The sequence below is a fragment of the Aquibium microcysteis genome (genome assembly GCF_014495845.1).
Lineage (GTDB): Bacteria > Pseudomonadota > Alphaproteobacteria > Rhizobiales > Rhizobiaceae > Aquibium > Aquibium microcysteis.
Genome location: NZ_CP061080.1, coordinates 2,214,437 through 2,229,604 on the forward strand (window position 1 = coordinate 2,214,437; position 15,168 = coordinate 2,229,604).

Genomic DNA, 15,168 nt, shown 5'->3' on the forward strand with positions numbered 1-15,168 from the left:
ACTTGGCCCACCCCCTGCCCCACCATTCGCGCACGAGGGAAACGAACGACATGAGCAATCCGTCCACTGAGGAGCGGCCGGCCCCGCTGCGCTCTCCCGCGCTCGACGCGCTGGCGGCAGAGGGCGTCCGCCACGGCTTCTTCACCCGGCGCGGCGGCGTCTCCACGGGCCTCTACGGCGGCCTGAACGTCGGGCTGGGTTCGAAGGACGAACGCGCGGCCGTCATCGAGAATCGCGCCCGCGTCGCCGCTCATCTCGGCGTCGCGGCCGAGCGGCTCTGCACGCCACACCAGATCCATTCGCCCCGCGCCGTCACGGTCGCCGCACCGTGGACGGAGCGCCCGGAAGCCGACGCCGTCGTCACCGACCGCCCGGGCCTGGCGCTCGGCGTGCTGGCCGCCGACTGCGGACCGGTGCTCTTCGCCGATGCGAGGGCCGGCGTCATCGGGGCCGCCCATGCCGGCTGGAAGGGAGCGCTCGACGGCGTTCTGGAAGCGACCATCGAGGCGATGGCGGCGCTGGGGGCGGAACCGTCCCGCATCGTGGCCGTGCTCGGGCCGTCGATCAGCCAGGCCAACTACGAGGTCGGGCCGGAATTCGTCGCCCGCTTCGTCTCCTCCGGCGCTGAAAACGAGCGCTGGTTCTCGCCTTCGACGCGGACCGGACATTCGCTGTTCGACCTCAACGGCTACACCGTCGACCGCCTCGTCCGCGCCGGTGTCCGGGCCTCGCAGCTCGGCCGCTGCACCTATGCCGACGAAGACCTCTTCTTTTCGTACCGGCGCACCACCCACCGAGCCGAACCCGATTACGGGCGGCAGATATCGGCAATCGTCCTGGAGGATATCTGATGGCGCTTCACTTCGAGAGGACGGAGTTCGACGCCCGGCGCGACCGGCTCGTCATCGAGATGGCCGACCGCAAGCTCGACGCCATGCTGCTCTTCGCGCAGGAGAGCATGTACTGGCTGACCGGCTACGACACCTTCGGCTTCTGCTTCTTCCAGTGCCTGGTGGTGAAGGCGGACGGCACGATGGTGCTGCTGACCCGCTCGGCCGACCTGCGGCAGGCGCGACACACCTCCACCATCGAGGACATCCGGCTGTGGACCGACCGAGCCGGCGCCAACCCCGCCGTCGACCTGCGCAACCTGCTCAACGACCTCGATCTGCTCGGCTGCCAGATCGGCGTGGAGTATGACACCCACGGCCTCACCGCCTTCAACGGCCGGCGTCTGGACGAGCAACTGCAGACCTTCGGCAAGATCGTCGACGCGTCTGGCGTCATCCCGCGGCTCCGGCTGTTCAAGAGCCCGGCCGAAATCGTCAAGACGACGCGCGCCGCAGCACTGGCCGACGATGCCCTCGACGCCGCGCTGCCGCTGGTCAGGCAAGGCGTAGACGAGGGCAAGATCCTTGCGGCCATGCAGGGCGCGGTCTTCGAGGGCGGCGGCGACTACCCCGCCAACGAGTTCATCATCGGTTCCGGTCCGGACGCGCTTCTCTGCCGCTACAAGGCGGGACGCCGCAAGCTCAACAAGAACGACCAGCTGACGCTGGAATGGGCAGGCAGCTTCCACCACTACCACGCCGCCATGATGCGCACGATCGTGCTCGGCAAGGTGTCGAAGCGCCACCAGGAACTGTTCGAAGCGGCGCGCGACGCGCTCGTGGCCGTCGAGACGGCGATGGTGCCGGGCAAGACCTTCGGCGACGTCTTCGACGCGCATGCACGCGTGATGGAAGCCCACGGCCTGACGCGCCACCGGCTGAACGCCTGCGGCTACTCTCTCGGCGCCCGCTTCACGCCGTCCTGGATGGATATGCCGATGTTCTTTGCCGGCAACCCCGAGCCGATCGCGCCCGACATGACGCTCTTCGCCCACATGATCATCATGGATTCCGAAGCCGAGACCGCCATGACCCTGGGCCGCACCTACCTGACCACGGAAGGCGAGGCCAGGCCGCTGTCGCGTCATGATCTGGACTTGATCGTGCGATGAAAGCATAAATCATCGACGGTCGCCGGCGGGGCGGCAACAGGGAGACAGGGGACCATGCGTGCAGCGGCGCGAAGACATGCGATCCTGCTCGCCTGTCTCGCGGTCTCGGCCTGCAGCACGTCGGAGGCGCTCGACCCCCGCGCCCTGTTCAGCGGTCAGCCCGCTGCCGCACCCGCGCAGCCGGCGCCGCCGCCTGGCCCCCTCGCCCCCGCTGCCACCGGCCCGGTCGCCAGTTCGCGGCTGCGGATGGAATTCGCGCCCGTCGTGGGCGCCACAGTCGATGCCGTCACGCCGCTGTCGCGCCGGCTGTCGCTGCAGGCCCCGCAGCGCGGCATAGAGATCGTCCCAGGCGGAGCCGCGCCCGGGGAGTACCTCGTCAAGGGCTATCTGTCGGCGATCGGAGACGGCGGCGAGACCATCGTCATCTTCGTCTGGGACGTTCTCGACACCGCCGGAAACAGGCTGCACCGTATCCAGGGACAGGAACGCGTCGCCGCCAGGGCCGGCGCGGACCCGTGGCGGTCGGTTCCCAGCGCCACGATGGAGCAGATCGCGGACCGGACGATCGGGGAAATCGTCGCCTGGTCGACGTCGCGCAACGGCTGAGCGGGGCGCGGACGATACCCTTTCTTTGGAATAGCGGGCGAATGCCGGCAGCCGGCGCTTGCAATAGCGCGGTCAGGCGCTAAAAGCCGCCTCACGATCCGTGCGTGGCGTCAGCCGGGGAAACTGCATGAAACTGTTTGCGGGAAATTCCAATCGGGTGCTGGCCGAGGCCGTCGCCCGCTACCTGAACATTCCGCTGGGGCGCGCGAGCGTCCGCCGCTTCGCCGACCAGGAGATCTTCGTCGAGATTCAGGAGAACGTCCGCGGCGAGGACGTGTTCATCCTCCAGTCGACCTCGTATCCCGCCAACGACCACCTGATGGAACTGCTGATCATGATCGACGCCTTCCGTCGGTCGTCGGCACGCCGCATCACCGCCGTCATCCCCTATTTCGGCTATGCCCGACAGGATCGGCGCGCCTCGGGCCGAACCCCGATCTCGGCCAAGCTGGTCGCCAACCTGATCACCCGTTCCGGCGCCGACCGCGTGCTGACGCTCGACCTCCATGCGGGGCAGATCCAGGGCTTCTTCGACATCCCGACCGACAACCTCTTCGCGCTGCCGGTGCTGGTGCGCGACGTCAAGGCGCACTACCAGACCTCGAACGTCGTCGTGGTATCGCCCGACGTCGGCGGCGTGGTGCGGGCGCGTGCGCTCGCCAAGCGGGTGGAGACCCTTCTCGCCATCGTCGACAAGCGCCGCGAGCGGCCGGGCGAATCCGAGGTCATGAACATCATCGGCGACGTCGCGGGCAAGGACTGCCTGCTGATCGACGACATCGTCGATTCCGGCGGCACGCTCTGCAACGCCGCGGATGCGCTGCTGGCCAATGGCGCGACCAGCGTCACCGCCTACATCACCCACGGCGTCCTGTCGGGCGGCGCCGTCGCGCGCATCGCCTCCTCCAAGCTCAAGGAACTGGTGATCACCGATTCGATCCAGCCCACCTCGGGCGTCGAGGCGGCACCGAACATCCGCGTGGTGTCGATCGCCGACCTGATCGGCGAGGCCATCTCGCGCACGGCGACCGAGAAGTCTGTGTCGAGCCTGTTCGACTAAGGTCTGCCACGCGTGCGAATCGCGCTCGACCGCGTCTTCGGGATGCGGCTTTGCGAGTTCCTTTACAAATTGCCCCTAACGTCGGGGCATGCTGAACCGGCATTCAGAAGCGCCTGAACGACAGAGACATGCTGCCCGTGGCGCGGACGCCTCCGCAGCCGCCTCCCACGCGTTCCGCGCCATCTTTCGATGGCTGACGACCCCGCGGCATGCAGACACGCCGGAAATCCGCGAGCGGCTGATCCGCACCATGTTCGAGCGGCGGCTGGCCGTCCTGTTCGGCGTGTTCACCTCGATCGTCACCGCGGCCGCAGCGCTGCTGCTGACGGGCGCCGCATGGCCGGCTGCGTGGATCGTCGCCGAGATCCTGCTCTTTGCGGGTCGCTACCGCAACGTCGACAGGATCGCCGCTCGGCCGGAGCACGAAAGGCATGCCGCCTATGCGAGACTGGTGTTCCTCGGCATCGCCTGGTCCGTGACCTTCGGGCTCGGACAGTTCGCCTGCGCTGCGAGCGGGATCGATCTGCTCGTCGTCATGGGCGCGATCAACACCGCCGGTGCCGTCGGCAACATCGCCTCCCGCAACGCGCCCCTGCCGCGGCTCGGCGTCATCGTCATGGCCTTGTCGGGCCTGCCCTTCGGGTTCGGCCTCTATCTCTACGGCGCACCCGGGATGCTGATGGTGTTCGTCATGACGACCCTGCTCACGGGCGGCATGATGCTGGTGATGCTGCAGAACCACGAGATCATGCTGCGCATGATCAATGCCGAATGGACCAACCACCTCGCCGCGCGCACCGACCGTCTGACGGACCTTCCCAACCGCATCCACCTGGAAGAGCGCCTCTCGGAACTCTGCGACGACCGCCTCACGACTCCCGACACGTCGCCCTTCGCGGTCCTCTGCCTCGACCTCGACGGCTTCAAGGCGGTGAACGACCAGTACGGACATGCGGCCGGAGACGCCCTGCTCCAGGCCGTCGCGGGGCGGATCGTCCAGTCGATCCGTGACCGGGACATCGCCTGCCGCGTGGGCGGCGACGAGTTCGTCCTGCTGCTTCCGGATACCTCGGCGGCCGAGGCCTCCTTCGTCGCGGCGCGCTTGATCACCGCCATTTCGCGGCCCTACGATCTCGGCATCGACCGGCTTGTGCGCATCGGCGTCAGCGCGGGCAGCGCGATCGCCGAAGAACCGGGCGAGCCGCCGCAGTCTCTTCTCGACCGCGCCGACCAGGCGCTGTACGCGGCCAAGGCCGCCGGCAAGGGCGTCCACCGCGAAGGTCTGACCGGCAACGCCGCACGCTGACCGACGCGACGGTCACGACAGGGCGAGCGCCGCCCCGGCCAGCGCGCAGACGCACAGCACGGCCAGCAGGTTGACGTGGAACCGCAGCAGCGCGATGCCTGCCGCGGCCGCGATCAACGCTGCCGCTGCATCGAAGGTCGACAGCACCGGCATGGGCAGGGACAAAGGGCCGAACGAGGCTTCCGCCACCTCGGCGAACAGCACGTGCAGGGCGAACCAGATGGCGAGATTGGCGATGACGCCGACCACGGCGGCCGTCACCGCGGAGAGAGCGGCCGCCAGCCAGCGAACGTTGCGAACCGTTTCGACATAGGGCGCACCGGCGAAGATCCAGAGGAAGCACGGCACGAAGGTGAACCAGAGCGTCACCAGTGCCCCGGCGAGCCCGCCGACGACCGGGTCGAGACCCGACAGCCGGGCACCTCCGAGCGCCCCGACGAAGAGGAGCACCAGGATCAGCGGACCGGGCGTGGTTTCCGCCAGACCGAGGCCGGTCAGCATCTCGTCGGGCCGCAGCCACTGGTGGACCTCGACCGCCTGCTGGGCGACGTAGGCCAGGACCGCATAGGCGCCGCCGAAGGTGACGGCGGCCATGGTCGAGAAGAAGCCGGCCTCGACCGCGAACACGTTTTGCGGCCCGAGCAGCATGCGCAGCGCGAGGAGCGGCACGATCCAGAGCGAAAGCCAGGTGGCGCTGGTCGTCAGGAAGCGGCGGAGCGACGGTCGCGTCCAGTCCGGCCCCGCTGCGTCGCCGGCCGGGACGTCGCCCGACGGGCCGCCGGCACCGGTTGCCGGCGTCCTCCCCGCCGCATGCAGCACCGCACCGATCGCGCCGGCGGCGAGGATGATCACCGGGAACGGAACGTCGAAGAAGGCGATCGCGACGAAGGCCGCGACGGCGAGCACGACCATGGCCCGGCTCTTCAGCGCGCGCTTCGACACCTTGATCAGCGCTTCGAGCACGACGGCCAGCACCGCCGCCTTGAGGCCGAAGAGCAGGCCCTGCACGATCGTCAGCTCGCCGGCCAGCATGTAGGCGATGGTCAGCGCGGTGATGAGCGCAGCACCCGGCAGGACGAACAGCAGGCCCGCGACAAGCCCGCCGCGCACGCCGTGAAGGAGCCAACCGGTATAGGTGGCGAGCTGCATCGCCTCGGGTCCCGGCAACAGCATGCAGTAGTTCAGCGCGTGCAGGAAACGCGCATCGTCGAGCCACTTCCTCTCCTCGACGAGCATCCGGTGCATGAGCGCGATCTGGCCGGCAGGTCCGCCGAAGGAGAGCAGGCCGATGCGGGCGAAGACGGTGACGGCCTCGCCGAACGGCACCGGACCCGCGGCCGACGGTCGGGATGACTGGCTCATGCGTCCGCTCCGATTGCCGCGACGGGATTGCCCAGGGCCTGCCAGGCAGCGAAGCCGCCCTCGAGATAGCGACAGTCGACGCCGAGCGCCGTCAGCCGTTCGGCGATGCCCTGGCTGACCTCGTGTCCATGCACGCAGAAGACGACGACCATGCGACCGTCGAGCGCGCGCGCCCCGTCGGCCACGCGCCCGGGTTCGCCGCACAGCGAATCGGAAATGGTCAGGCCCGATTCGGCACGGGCGGGGGCCCTCCGGACGTCGATCAGAAGGGGGGCTTCGCGCAGACGCGCGAGGTCGGCGAGAGGGGTGGATGTCGGCAGGACGGGCCTCCGCAAGAGACGAGCGAAGGCGGACTTGGCCCAAGCCTCCGGCGGAGTGTCCACCCATGCCCCCGCGCAGCGACGCTATCGCGGCGCAAGGCGTCGATCAAGCGGCAGAACCGGGATCGGCAAGACCGTTCCCCGGCACGCGTGCCGGTCAGTCCGCGGCCGCCGGCTCGCGCTCGCGGGCCGCGAGATAGCCGCGCGGCGAGACGCCCAGCATCTGCCGGAACATCGTCGTGAAGGCGGGAACGCTGTCGTAGCCGAGGTCCAACGCCACCGTCGTCACCGCGACGCCGGAAGCGAGCCGCGGCAGCGCCGCGAGCAGCGTCGCCTGTCTGCGCCACAGCGACAGGCTGAGGCCCGTCTCGCGCTGGAAGGCGCGGGTGAAGCCGCGCCGGCTCATGCCCGCCCGATCGGCCCAGTCGTCGATGGTGACATGCGGCGTCGGCGCGTCCAGGAAACCGCGGCAGAGACGCGCGAGACGTTCGTCTGACGGCAGGGGAAGCGCGAAGGGCCTGACGGCCAGCCTGGGGATCTCGAGCAGGACGAGGCGCAGGATCGCCCGCGCGCGCTCGTCGTCGGCGCCCGCGGCGCTCAGGTCGACCGCCTCGACCACGAGGCTGCGCATCAGCCCGCTCATCGCCAGGACGCGGAGCACCGACGGCAGGCCGGGGGCCGCACCGGGCAGCACGTAGGCCGACCGCATCCGCACGTCGCCAAGCATCTCGACCGCATGGGTGATGCCTGCCGGGATCCACATGGCGTGGCCGGGCGGCACCATCCACCGCCCCTGCGCCGTCGACACCAGCACCACGCCCGACAGCGCATGCAGAAGCTGCGAGCGGCGGTGCGAATGCGGTGCCACACGATGTCCGTCGGGATAGTCGCCCGCCGCGGCGACCACGTCGCCCGCCGCCGCTTCGATCCAGTCGAGCCGCCGGCGATGCTCGTCGTCTCGGTGCGCCGTCGCGCCCATTCGTGTCGAAGCCAAGAGGGTCCTCCCGAGGCTGGCCCACTCCCGAAGAATTTCGAGCGAACCACGAAGGACGAACGGCCGCAAGAGGCGTAGACGCGAAGGGCACATCCAGGATCAGCATCTTGACCGACACGACCATCGGCGCCGTCCGCCGCACGGCTTCCGCCACAGTCTTCCCCGTCATCTTCGCGGTGAGTCTCTGCCACCTGCTGAACGACGTGATGCAGTCGCTGCTGGCGGCCATCTATCCGATGCTCAAGACCGACTATGCCCTGGACTTCTGGCAGATCGGGCTCCTCACCTTCACCTTCCAGGTCACCGCATCGCTGCTGCAGCCGGCGATCGGCTTCTACACAGACAAGCGGCCGATGCCGCAGTCGCTGCCCTTCGCCATGGCGTCCACCATGGCCGGCCTGCTGCTGCTCGCCTATGCGACCACCTATCCGCTGCTTCTGGCGGGTGCGGCGATGATCGGCATCGGCTCGGCGATCTTCCATCCCGAGGCCTCCCGCGTGGCCCGCCTCGCCTCGGGCGGCCGCTACGGTCTGGCGCAGTCGCTGTTCCAGGTGGGCGGCAATTTCGGCACCGCGATCGGGCCGCTGCTCGCCGCCTTCATCGTCGTGCCGCGCGGCCAGGCCAGCGTCGCCTGGTTCTCGCTCGTCGCCCTGCTGGGAATGGTCATCCTGCGCCAGGTCGGCAACTGGTACGGGCGCTACAACGCCGCGAATGCCGGCCGTCCGGCCGCCAGCAAGACGCTGCCGATCTCGCGCAACCGCGTGGTGATGTCGATCGTGGTGCTGGCCCTCCTGATGTTCAGCAAGAACACCTATACGGCCTCCATCACCAGCTACTACACCTTCTTCCTGATCGAACGCTTCGACGTGTCGGTGCAGCAGTCGCAGATGATGCTGTTCCTGTTCCTTGGCGCCATGGCGCTGGGCACGGTGCTGGGCGGGCCGCTCGGCGACCGCTTCGGCTCCAAGACGGTCATCTGGTTCTCGATCCTCGGCGTGCTGCCGTTCACGCTCGCCCTGCCCTATGCCGACCTGTTCTGGAGCGGCGTGCTGACCCTGCTGATCGGCGTCATCCTCGCCTCCGCCTTCCCGGCGATCGTGGTCTTCGCACAGGAACTCGTGCCCGGACGGGTTGGCATGATCGCCGGCATCTTCTTCGGCATGGCCTTCGGCATCGGCGGCATCGCGGCCGCCGTTCTCGGCGTGCTCGCCGACGCAAAGGGCATCGAGTTCGTCTACTGGCTCTGCTCGCTGCTGCCCTTCCTCGGCCTGCTGACGGTGTTCCTGCCGTCGATGAAGGAACTGCGACCAGGCCGCTGACCGCGGCGCCTGCGCCTATCTGCCCGGATACTGCTCGTCCGTCACCGGCTCCAGCCACTCGACGTGAATGCCGTCGAGCGCCTCGTGGATGGCGATGTGGGTCATTCCCGTGTCGGGTCCGGCGCCGTGCCAGTGCTTTTCGCCCGGCGCGATCCACAACGTGTCGCCGGGCCGCAGTTCGATCACCGGCTCGCCGAGCTTCTGGGCAAGGCCGAAGCCCGCGACCACGTGCAGCGTCTGGCCGAGCGGATGCGTGTGCCAGTTGGTGCGCGCGCCGGGCTCGAAATGCACCGTGGCGGCGCGCACCCGGGCCGGCGCCTCCGCCTCGACGATGGCTTCCTGCCAGACCGTTCCGGTGAACCAGTCCGGCGACGCCCGCCTGCTTGGCCGCTGACCGCTGGTGAAAAGTCGCATCCGCGCCTCCTTTGCCCTGGTTGACAAGGGATCGCAGACGGTACCGTCCGTCAAGCGGATCCTGCGGGCGCGTCGCCGGAGGCGACGGCCGGTCCGGGCGCGGATTGCCGGTAGTGCACCGTGTCGGGGGCGTTGGACCCGCCGGTGACCACGAAGGCCATGGCCTGGTCGAAAGTCCAGTCGGTGAAGGTCACCTTGTCGATCGGCACGATCTCGATGTAGCCGTTGGTGGGGTTGGGCGCGGTGGGCACGTAGACGGCGGCCAGTTCCTCCCCCGTCGTCGCATCGCGCAGTGTCCGGGTGACGATGCCGATCGCCTTCATGTCGCGGGACGGGAAGTCGATCAGCACCACGCGCTGGGTCCCCTCGCCCGACGGCCCGCTGATGGCGAGGAACCGCTTGGTGGCGCGATAGATCGTCTCGACGAAGGGAATGGCTCCGACCGCCTTCTCGAACAGGGAGATCAGGCGCTGCCCGATGACACGCCCCGTACCCCAGCCCAGCACGTAGAGAAAGGCGAGCACCACGAGCACGGCGGCGATCGACTGCAGCGTGTCGTTCAGGAGGAGGTCGGCGACGCCGGGATTGGTCGCCCGCAACCCGCGGGCGACGCCGCGGATCCAGGGTTCGCCGACGCTCGAGAGCAGTTGGAAAAGGAATCGGACGATCACGAAGGTGATGACGAGGGGCGCGGCCGTGAGCAGCCCGATGACGATGGTGCGTCCGATCGGCTTCAAGAGCCTGACCTCCCTGGCGGGTTGATCGTATGGAACGTGGCTGTGCAGTCTAGCCGAGCCGCCGGCCGCGGAGTACCCCCCGCGCCGGGTGGCAGACGCGCAGCGGCGCCGGAGGTTCCATCGGACGCGCCGGATGCCCAACTTGCGCTGCCGCGGCCCTTCGGCTATAGGACCGCCACCCGCGTAGACACCCTTGGAGGCAACGCGGCGGAGGGCCGCCCCATCAGGCGGCTTTCGACGTTTGAGGTCGGCCGTGCCGGTCTCAGGCGCTCCAGCAACACCGAAAGGAAATGCCATGAGCCATCAGGCTTACGAGCTGAAGGCCGAGGCGCGCGAACGGGTCGGTAAGGGGTCCGCCCGGGATGTTCGCCGCAACGGTAAGGTTCCCGCCGTGATCTACGGCGGCAAGCAGCCCCCCGTCGCCATCGCCCTGTCCTACAAGGACGTCTACATGAAGATCCACGGCGGCGGCTTCCTGACCACCGTCGCGACGATCGACGTGAACGGCGAGAAGATCCAGGTCCTGCCGAAGGACTTCCAGCTCGACCCGGTCAAGGACTTCCCCATCCACGTCGACTTCCTGCGCGTCGACCGCGATTCCGTGGTGACCGTCGAGGTGCCCGTCCACTTCGTGAACGAGGAGAAGAGCCCCGGCCTCAAGCGCGGCGGCGTTCTCAACATCGTCCGCCACGAGGTCGAGTTCGTCTGCCCCGCCAACGCGATCCCCGAATCCATCACCGTGGACCTCGAGGGCACGGATCTCGGCGACTCCATCCACATCTCGGCCGTCAAGCTGCCGGAAGGCGTCAGGCCGACGATCTCGGATCGCGACTTCACGATCGCCACGATCGCGGCCCCGGCCGGTCTGCGCTCGGAGTCCGACGAAGCGGCAGCCGAAGGCGGCGAGTGATCCCGCGTCCGGGAGGGCTGAACCGTGCAGATCATCGCAGGTCTCGGCAATCCCGGGTCGAAATACGCCCGAAACCGGCACAATGTCGGTTTCATGGCGGTGGACGCCATCGCCCGCCGCCATTCCTTTTCGCCCTGGGCGAAGAAGTTTCGCGCTGAGATCGCCGAAGGCACGCTCGGCGGTGAGAAGGTGTTGCTGATCAAGCCGCAGACCTTCATGAACGCGTCCGGCGAATCCGTCGGCGAAGCGATGCGCTTCTACAAGCTCGCCCCCTCCGACATCGTCGTCCTCTATGACGAGCTCGACCTCGCGCCCGGCAAGATCCGCATCAAGACCGGCGGCGGCGCCGGCGGTCACAACGGCATCCGCTCGCTCGACAGCCACGTCGGCAAGGACTACCGCCGGGTCCGCATCGGGATCGGCCATCCCGGGGACAAGGCGCTGGTTCACAACTGGGTCCTCGGCGACTTCGCCAAGGCCGATTCGGTCTGGCTCGACCCGCTGATCGACGCCATCGCCGACCATGCCGACATGCTGGCCAGGGGCGACGACAACTCCTTCATGAACAAGGCCGCCCTGGCCGTTCCCGGCGCAGCGAAGGCCGGGCGCGATGTGGCCGACGGCGATGCGCCCGCCCCCCCGAAGGGCAAGAGCCACATCAGGCAGGCACGCCCGGCACAGCAGCCGGTCAGGCTGCCCGAGAGCGGACCGATGGCTGCCATGCTGAAGAAGCTGTTCGGCAAGGACTGAGCCGGGACCTCGGGCTTGCCCCGGCATTCCCCGGCATTGCGCAACATCGTCCGCAAAGTGGCACAAAAGCCCGCCTCGTGCGTTTCCGCCCGCATGACGAACCGCCCCGACCGCCACGAACGCCAAGCCGTCCAGACTCTCGTCGACGATCTGGAACGAGCCGGCGAGGGACATGACGAGGTGCGCGTCGCCGACATCGTCGAGGCGATCGGCGATGACGGGCTCGGCGCGCTGATCCTGGTGCCGGCGCTGATCATGATCACGCCGGCGTCCGGCATACCCGGCCTGTCGACGGCCGGAGCCGTCATCATCCTGCTGGCCGCCATCCAGATGGCGGCGGGGCGCGATACGATCTGGCTGCCGGATTTCATTCGCCGGCAGAAGATGGCCCGTTCGAAGCTCGACAAGGCCGCGGGTTGGATCGAGCCCCCGGCCCGCTGGATCGACAAGGTCACGCGGCGACGGCTGACCATGCTCGTCAGGCGGCCGCTCAGCCTGCTGCCGCTGGCCATCTGCATCGGCATCGCCTGCGTGGTTCCGGTGCTGGAGTTCATCCCCTTCTCCGCCTCGCTCGCCGCCTGCGCGATCGCCTTCTTCGGGCTGGGCTTCGTGGCCGAGGACGGCCTGCTGGTGGCAGTCGGCCTGGCGATCGCTGCAGGCGTAGTGTGGTTCGTCTGGTGGATGGTGGGGTGACACCAGCGGGCGACTCAGGACTCGCTTGACGCAGACACACGAAAACACGATATCACTAGAACACAAACCTCGTGATTTCTTGGATGCGCCATGAAGAACGTAACCGTCTCTATGGATGAAGCCATTCTCGCGGAAGCGAGGGTGAAGGCCGCGCGCGCCGGCAAGAGCCTGTCGAAATACATGGCGGGGCTGGTGGAGGCCGATGTGGGAAGCGTCCGCCTGCCCGGCACGGCCGCGACGCGGGAAGAGCAGATCGCCGCGCTGGATGCGATGCTCAAGGGACCGAAATGGGCGATCATGAGAGACGGCCGGATGCCGACGTCGGATGAACGAAACGAGCGCTAGAATCTTCATCGACAGCAATGTCCTGCTCTACTCCATCGAGAGTCAGGATGCCGTGAAGTCGGTTCACGCCGGTCGGTGGCTGGACTACCTCCTCCAGACAGGCAGTGGCGTCACCAACCTGCAAGTGCTGAACGAAGTCACAAACGTCCTGCTCAAGCGCAGAGTCATGTCGCCGGAGCAGGTCTTCAAAGTCGTGGATACCTTCGGTTCGTTCGGCACGATGCCGGTCTCGCGCGAAATCATGACTGCCGCGCGACTCATTCGCCTGAGCACCAGGTACCAGTGGTGGGACTGCCTGCTGCTTGCCTCCGCAGTAGAGCTGCGGTGCGCCGGTTTCCTCTCTGAGGACATGAGCGACGGACCCGGAATTCACGGCTTGACGATCATCAATCCGTTCCTGCATAGCCCGCCCCAACTCCGCTTCCACTAGGACACATACCCATGGGCTTCAAATGCGGCATCGTTGGGCTTCCCAACGTGGGCAAGTCGACCTTGTTCAATGCGCTCACCCGGACGGCCGCCGCGCAGGCCGCCAACTATCCCTTCTGCACCATCGAGCCGAACACCGGCGAGGTGGCGGTGCCCGATCCGCGGCTGAAGAAGCTCGCCGCCGCCGGCAAGTCGAAGGAGATCATCCCGACCCGCATCTCCTTCGTCGACATCGCCGGCCTCGTGCGCGGTGCCTCGAAGGGAGAAGGGCTCGGCAACCAGTTTCTCGCCAACATCCGCGAGGTCGACGCGGTGGTGCATGTGCTGCGATGCTTCGAGGATGACGACATCACCCATGTCGAGGGCCGCATCGATCCCGTGGCCGATGCCGAGACGGTCGAGACCGAGCTGATGCTGGCCGATCTCGACAGCCTCGAACGCCGCATCGTCCAGTTCCGCAAGCGCGCCGGCGTGAAGGACAAGGAGGCGCTCACGATCCTGCCGGTGATGGAACAGGCGCTCGCCCTGCTCCAGGACGGCAAGCCGGTGCGCATCCTGCTCTCCCGGCTCGAGCCGGACGAACTGGCGATCCTGCAGTCGCTCAATCTCCTGACCGCACACCCCGTCCTCTACGTCTGCAACGTCTCGGAGGCCGACGCCGCCAGCGGCAATGCGCACACGGCCGCCGTGGAGAAGATGGCTTCGGCGCAGGGTGCGGGCACCGTCGTCATCTCGGCGGCGATCGAAGCCGAGGTGGCGCAGCTTCCCGACGAGGAGGCGCAGGAATTCCTCGCCGACCTCGGGCTCGAGGAACCGGGCTTGGACAAGCTGATCCGCGCCGGCTACGACCTGCTCCACCTGATCACCTATTTCACCGTCGGCCCCAAGGAGACGCGCGCCTGGACCATCCATCGCGGCACCAAGGCGCCGCAGGCGGCCGGCGTCATCCATACCGATTTCGAGAAGGGCTTCATCCGCGCCCAGACCATCGCCTATGACGATTTCGTCGGTCTCGGCGGCGAAGTCCCGGCCAAGGAGGCCGGCAAGGCGCGCGACGAAGGCAAGGACTACGTCGTCCAGGACGGCGACGTGCTCCTGTTCAAGTTCAACGTCTGAACCGGGTCCCCGCGACCAACGACGCACCACGACGGACGACCGGCACGGCGGCTCTGCTCATGACCGGGGGTTTCGGCATGTCCCTGCCCGTTCCGGCCTTCCGCCGTTCCCCACCGCGTGCGATGTCTGGACCATGAACACCCAGACCCACATGCTGATGGGCGCCGCCCTGTTCGGCCGGCCGCTGCCGCGGCTCGCCTGGGCCGCGGTCGCGGGCGGCGTCGCTCCGGACATCCCGATGTACGTGATCGTCGCCGGGCTGCGCATGATCGGCTATCCGATGCGCGAGATCTTCGAGCGGCTCTACTGGGAGGACTGGTGGCAGGTCGCCAACGCGGTCGGCCACTCCTTCCTTCTCTGGGGCGGACTGGTCGCCGTATCGCTCGCCCTGCTTCCCCGGCCCTGGTCGGATCGCTTCGCGCCGGCCGCGCACCACGATCGGCGAGACACCGCGCCCGCGACCGGCTGCCTGGCACGATCCGCGCCGCTGCTCTTCGCAATCTCGGCCTCGGCGCTGCTGCATGCGGCGATCGACTTCCTCGTCCACCGCGACGACGCGCACATGCAGTTCTGGCCGTTGACCGAGTGGCGGTTCCGCTCGCCGCTGTCCTACTGGGATCCGGCCCACGGCGGCACCTGGTTCGGCCTGTTCGAAGCCGCGCTCGGCATCGTGCTGATCCTGGTGCTCTTCCGGCGGTACCGATCACGGCGCGTCCGCGCGGTGCTGGCGCTGGCGCTGGTGCTCTACGCGGCCGTTCCGGCCTACTTCATCTTCGGCATGGCCCATCACTGAGCCGGTCCGCGC

18 protein-coding genes are annotated in these 15,168 nt (G+C 68.1%); 13 read left to right on the forward strand and 5 right to left on the reverse strand.

Annotation, left to right across the window (positions count from 1 at the left end; translation table 11 throughout):
• Positions 1 to 50: 50 nt before the first annotated feature.
• The 5 genes from pgeF (at position 51) to IAI54_RS10255 (ending at position 4,974) form a co-directional block, all read left to right on the forward strand.
• The gene (pgeF, locus tag IAI54_RS10235) at positions 51 to 851 is read left to right on the forward strand and encodes a peptidoglycan editing factor PgeF (protein WP_187972239.1); all 801 of its coding nucleotides are present in this window, start codon (positions 51 to 53) and stop codon (positions 849 to 851) included.
• The gene (locus IAI54_RS10240; RefSeq protein ID WP_187972240.1) at positions 851 to 2,002 is read left to right on the forward strand and encodes a M24 family metallopeptidase; all 1,152 of its coding nucleotides are present in this window, start codon (positions 851 to 853) and stop codon (positions 2,000 to 2,002) included. The genes pgeF and IAI54_RS10240 overlap by 1 nt, the downstream gene beginning before the upstream one ends.
• A 54-nt stretch (positions 2,003 to 2,056) precedes the next feature.
• Complete coding sequence (locus IAI54_RS10245; RefSeq protein ID WP_187972241.1) at positions 2,057 to 2,608, forward strand: hypothetical protein; 552 nt, start codon at positions 2,057 to 2,059, stop codon at positions 2,606 to 2,608.
• A gap of 127 nt (positions 2,609 to 2,735) precedes the next feature.
• Positions 2,736 to 3,668 (forward strand): ribose-phosphate pyrophosphokinase, encoded by a 933-nt coding sequence (locus IAI54_RS10250; protein WP_187972242.1) that lies wholly within the window; start codon positions 2,736 to 2,738, stop codon positions 3,666 to 3,668.
• A gap of 250 nt (positions 3,669 to 3,918) precedes the next feature.
• The gene (locus IAI54_RS10255; protein WP_187972243.1) at positions 3,919 to 4,974 is read left to right on the forward strand and encodes a GGDEF domain-containing protein; all 1,056 of its coding nucleotides are present in this window, start codon (positions 3,919 to 3,921) and stop codon (positions 4,972 to 4,974) included.
• Between the two features lie 12 nt (positions 4,975 to 4,986).
• Here IAI54_RS10255 and chrA read toward each other — a convergent pair whose 3' ends face one another.
• From chrA to IAI54_RS10270, 3 genes are all read right to left on the reverse strand, one after another.
• On the reverse strand, positions 4,987 to 6,336 hold the full coding sequence (gene chrA / locus IAI54_RS10260) for a chromate efflux transporter (protein ID WP_187972244.1): 1,350 nt from the start codon (positions 6,334 to 6,336) through the stop codon (positions 4,987 to 4,989).
• The gene (locus tag IAI54_RS10265; protein ID WP_187972245.1) at positions 6,333 to 6,719 is read right to left on the reverse strand and encodes a rhodanese-like domain-containing protein; all 387 of its coding nucleotides are present in this window, start codon (positions 6,717 to 6,719) and stop codon (positions 6,333 to 6,335) included. The genes chrA and IAI54_RS10265 overlap by 4 nt, the downstream gene beginning before the upstream one ends.
• 94 nt (positions 6,720 to 6,813) lie before the next feature.
• Positions 6,814 to 7,635 (reverse strand): AraC family transcriptional regulator, encoded by an 822-nt coding sequence (locus IAI54_RS10270; RefSeq protein ID WP_187973105.1) that lies wholly within the window; start codon positions 7,633 to 7,635, stop codon positions 6,814 to 6,816.
• Between the two features lie 122 nt (positions 7,636 to 7,757).
• Between IAI54_RS10270 and IAI54_RS10275 the strand changes: the two genes are divergently transcribed.
• Positions 7,758 to 8,969, forward strand: coding sequence for an MFS transporter (locus IAI54_RS10275; protein ID WP_187972246.1), 1,212 nt, complete (start codon positions 7,758 to 7,760; stop codon positions 8,967 to 8,969).
• 15 nt (positions 8,970 to 8,984) lie between these two features.
• Here IAI54_RS10275 and IAI54_RS10280 read toward each other — a convergent pair whose 3' ends face one another.
• Positions 8,985 to 9,383, reverse strand: a complete 399-nt coding sequence (locus IAI54_RS10280) for a (R)-mandelonitrile lyase (protein ID WP_187972247.1) — start codon at positions 9,381 to 9,383, stop codon at positions 8,985 to 8,987.
• A 50-nt stretch (positions 9,384 to 9,433) separates the two neighbouring features.
• Positions 9,434 to 10,120, reverse strand: a complete 687-nt coding sequence (locus tag IAI54_RS10285; RefSeq protein WP_187972248.1) for a DUF502 domain-containing protein — start codon at positions 10,118 to 10,120, stop codon at positions 9,434 to 9,436.
• A 295-nt stretch (positions 10,121 to 10,415) separates the two neighbouring features.
• On the opposite strand from IAI54_RS10285, the gene IAI54_RS10290 reads away from it, so the two are divergent.
• The 7 genes from IAI54_RS10290 (at position 10,416) to IAI54_RS10320 (ending at position 15,156) form a co-directional block, all read left to right on the forward strand.
• Positions 10,416 to 11,030: a 50S ribosomal protein L25/general stress protein Ctc gene (locus tag IAI54_RS10290; RefSeq protein ID WP_187972249.1), complete on the forward strand. Its 615-nt coding sequence runs from the start codon at positions 10,416 to 10,418 to the stop codon at positions 11,028 to 11,030.
• A gap of 24 nt (positions 11,031 to 11,054) precedes the next feature.
• Positions 11,055 to 11,780 carry an aminoacyl-tRNA hydrolase gene (gene pth / locus IAI54_RS10295; protein WP_187972250.1) on the forward strand — a complete coding sequence of 242 codons (726 nt, stop codon included), beginning with the start codon at positions 11,055 to 11,057 and terminating at the stop codon, positions 11,778 to 11,780.
• Positions 11,781 to 11,873: 93 nt separating this feature from the next.
• Positions 11,874 to 12,473, forward strand: a complete 600-nt coding sequence (locus IAI54_RS10300) for an exopolysaccharide biosynthesis protein (RefSeq protein ID WP_187972251.1) — start codon at positions 11,874 to 11,876, stop codon at positions 12,471 to 12,473.
• Between the two features lie 90 nt (positions 12,474 to 12,563).
• On the forward strand, positions 12,564 to 12,818 hold the full coding sequence (locus IAI54_RS10305) for a hypothetical protein (protein WP_187972252.1): 255 nt from the start codon (positions 12,564 to 12,566) through the stop codon (positions 12,816 to 12,818).
• Positions 12,799 to 13,248 carry a PIN domain-containing protein gene (locus IAI54_RS10310; RefSeq protein WP_187972253.1) on the forward strand — a complete coding sequence of 150 codons (450 nt, stop codon included), beginning with the start codon at positions 12,799 to 12,801 and terminating at the stop codon, positions 13,246 to 13,248. The genes IAI54_RS10305 and IAI54_RS10310 overlap by 20 nt, the downstream gene beginning before the upstream one ends.
• Positions 13,249 to 13,259: 11 nt before the next feature.
• Complete coding sequence (ychF, locus tag IAI54_RS10315) at positions 13,260 to 14,363, forward strand: redox-regulated ATPase YchF (protein ID WP_187972254.1); 1,104 nt, start codon at positions 13,260 to 13,262, stop codon at positions 14,361 to 14,363.
• Positions 14,364 to 14,496: 133 nt separating this feature from the next.
• On the forward strand, positions 14,497 to 15,156 hold the full coding sequence (locus IAI54_RS10320) for a hypothetical protein (protein ID WP_187972255.1): 660 nt from the start codon (positions 14,497 to 14,499) through the stop codon (positions 15,154 to 15,156).
• The last annotated feature ends 12 nt before the right edge of the window (positions 15,157 to 15,168 follow it).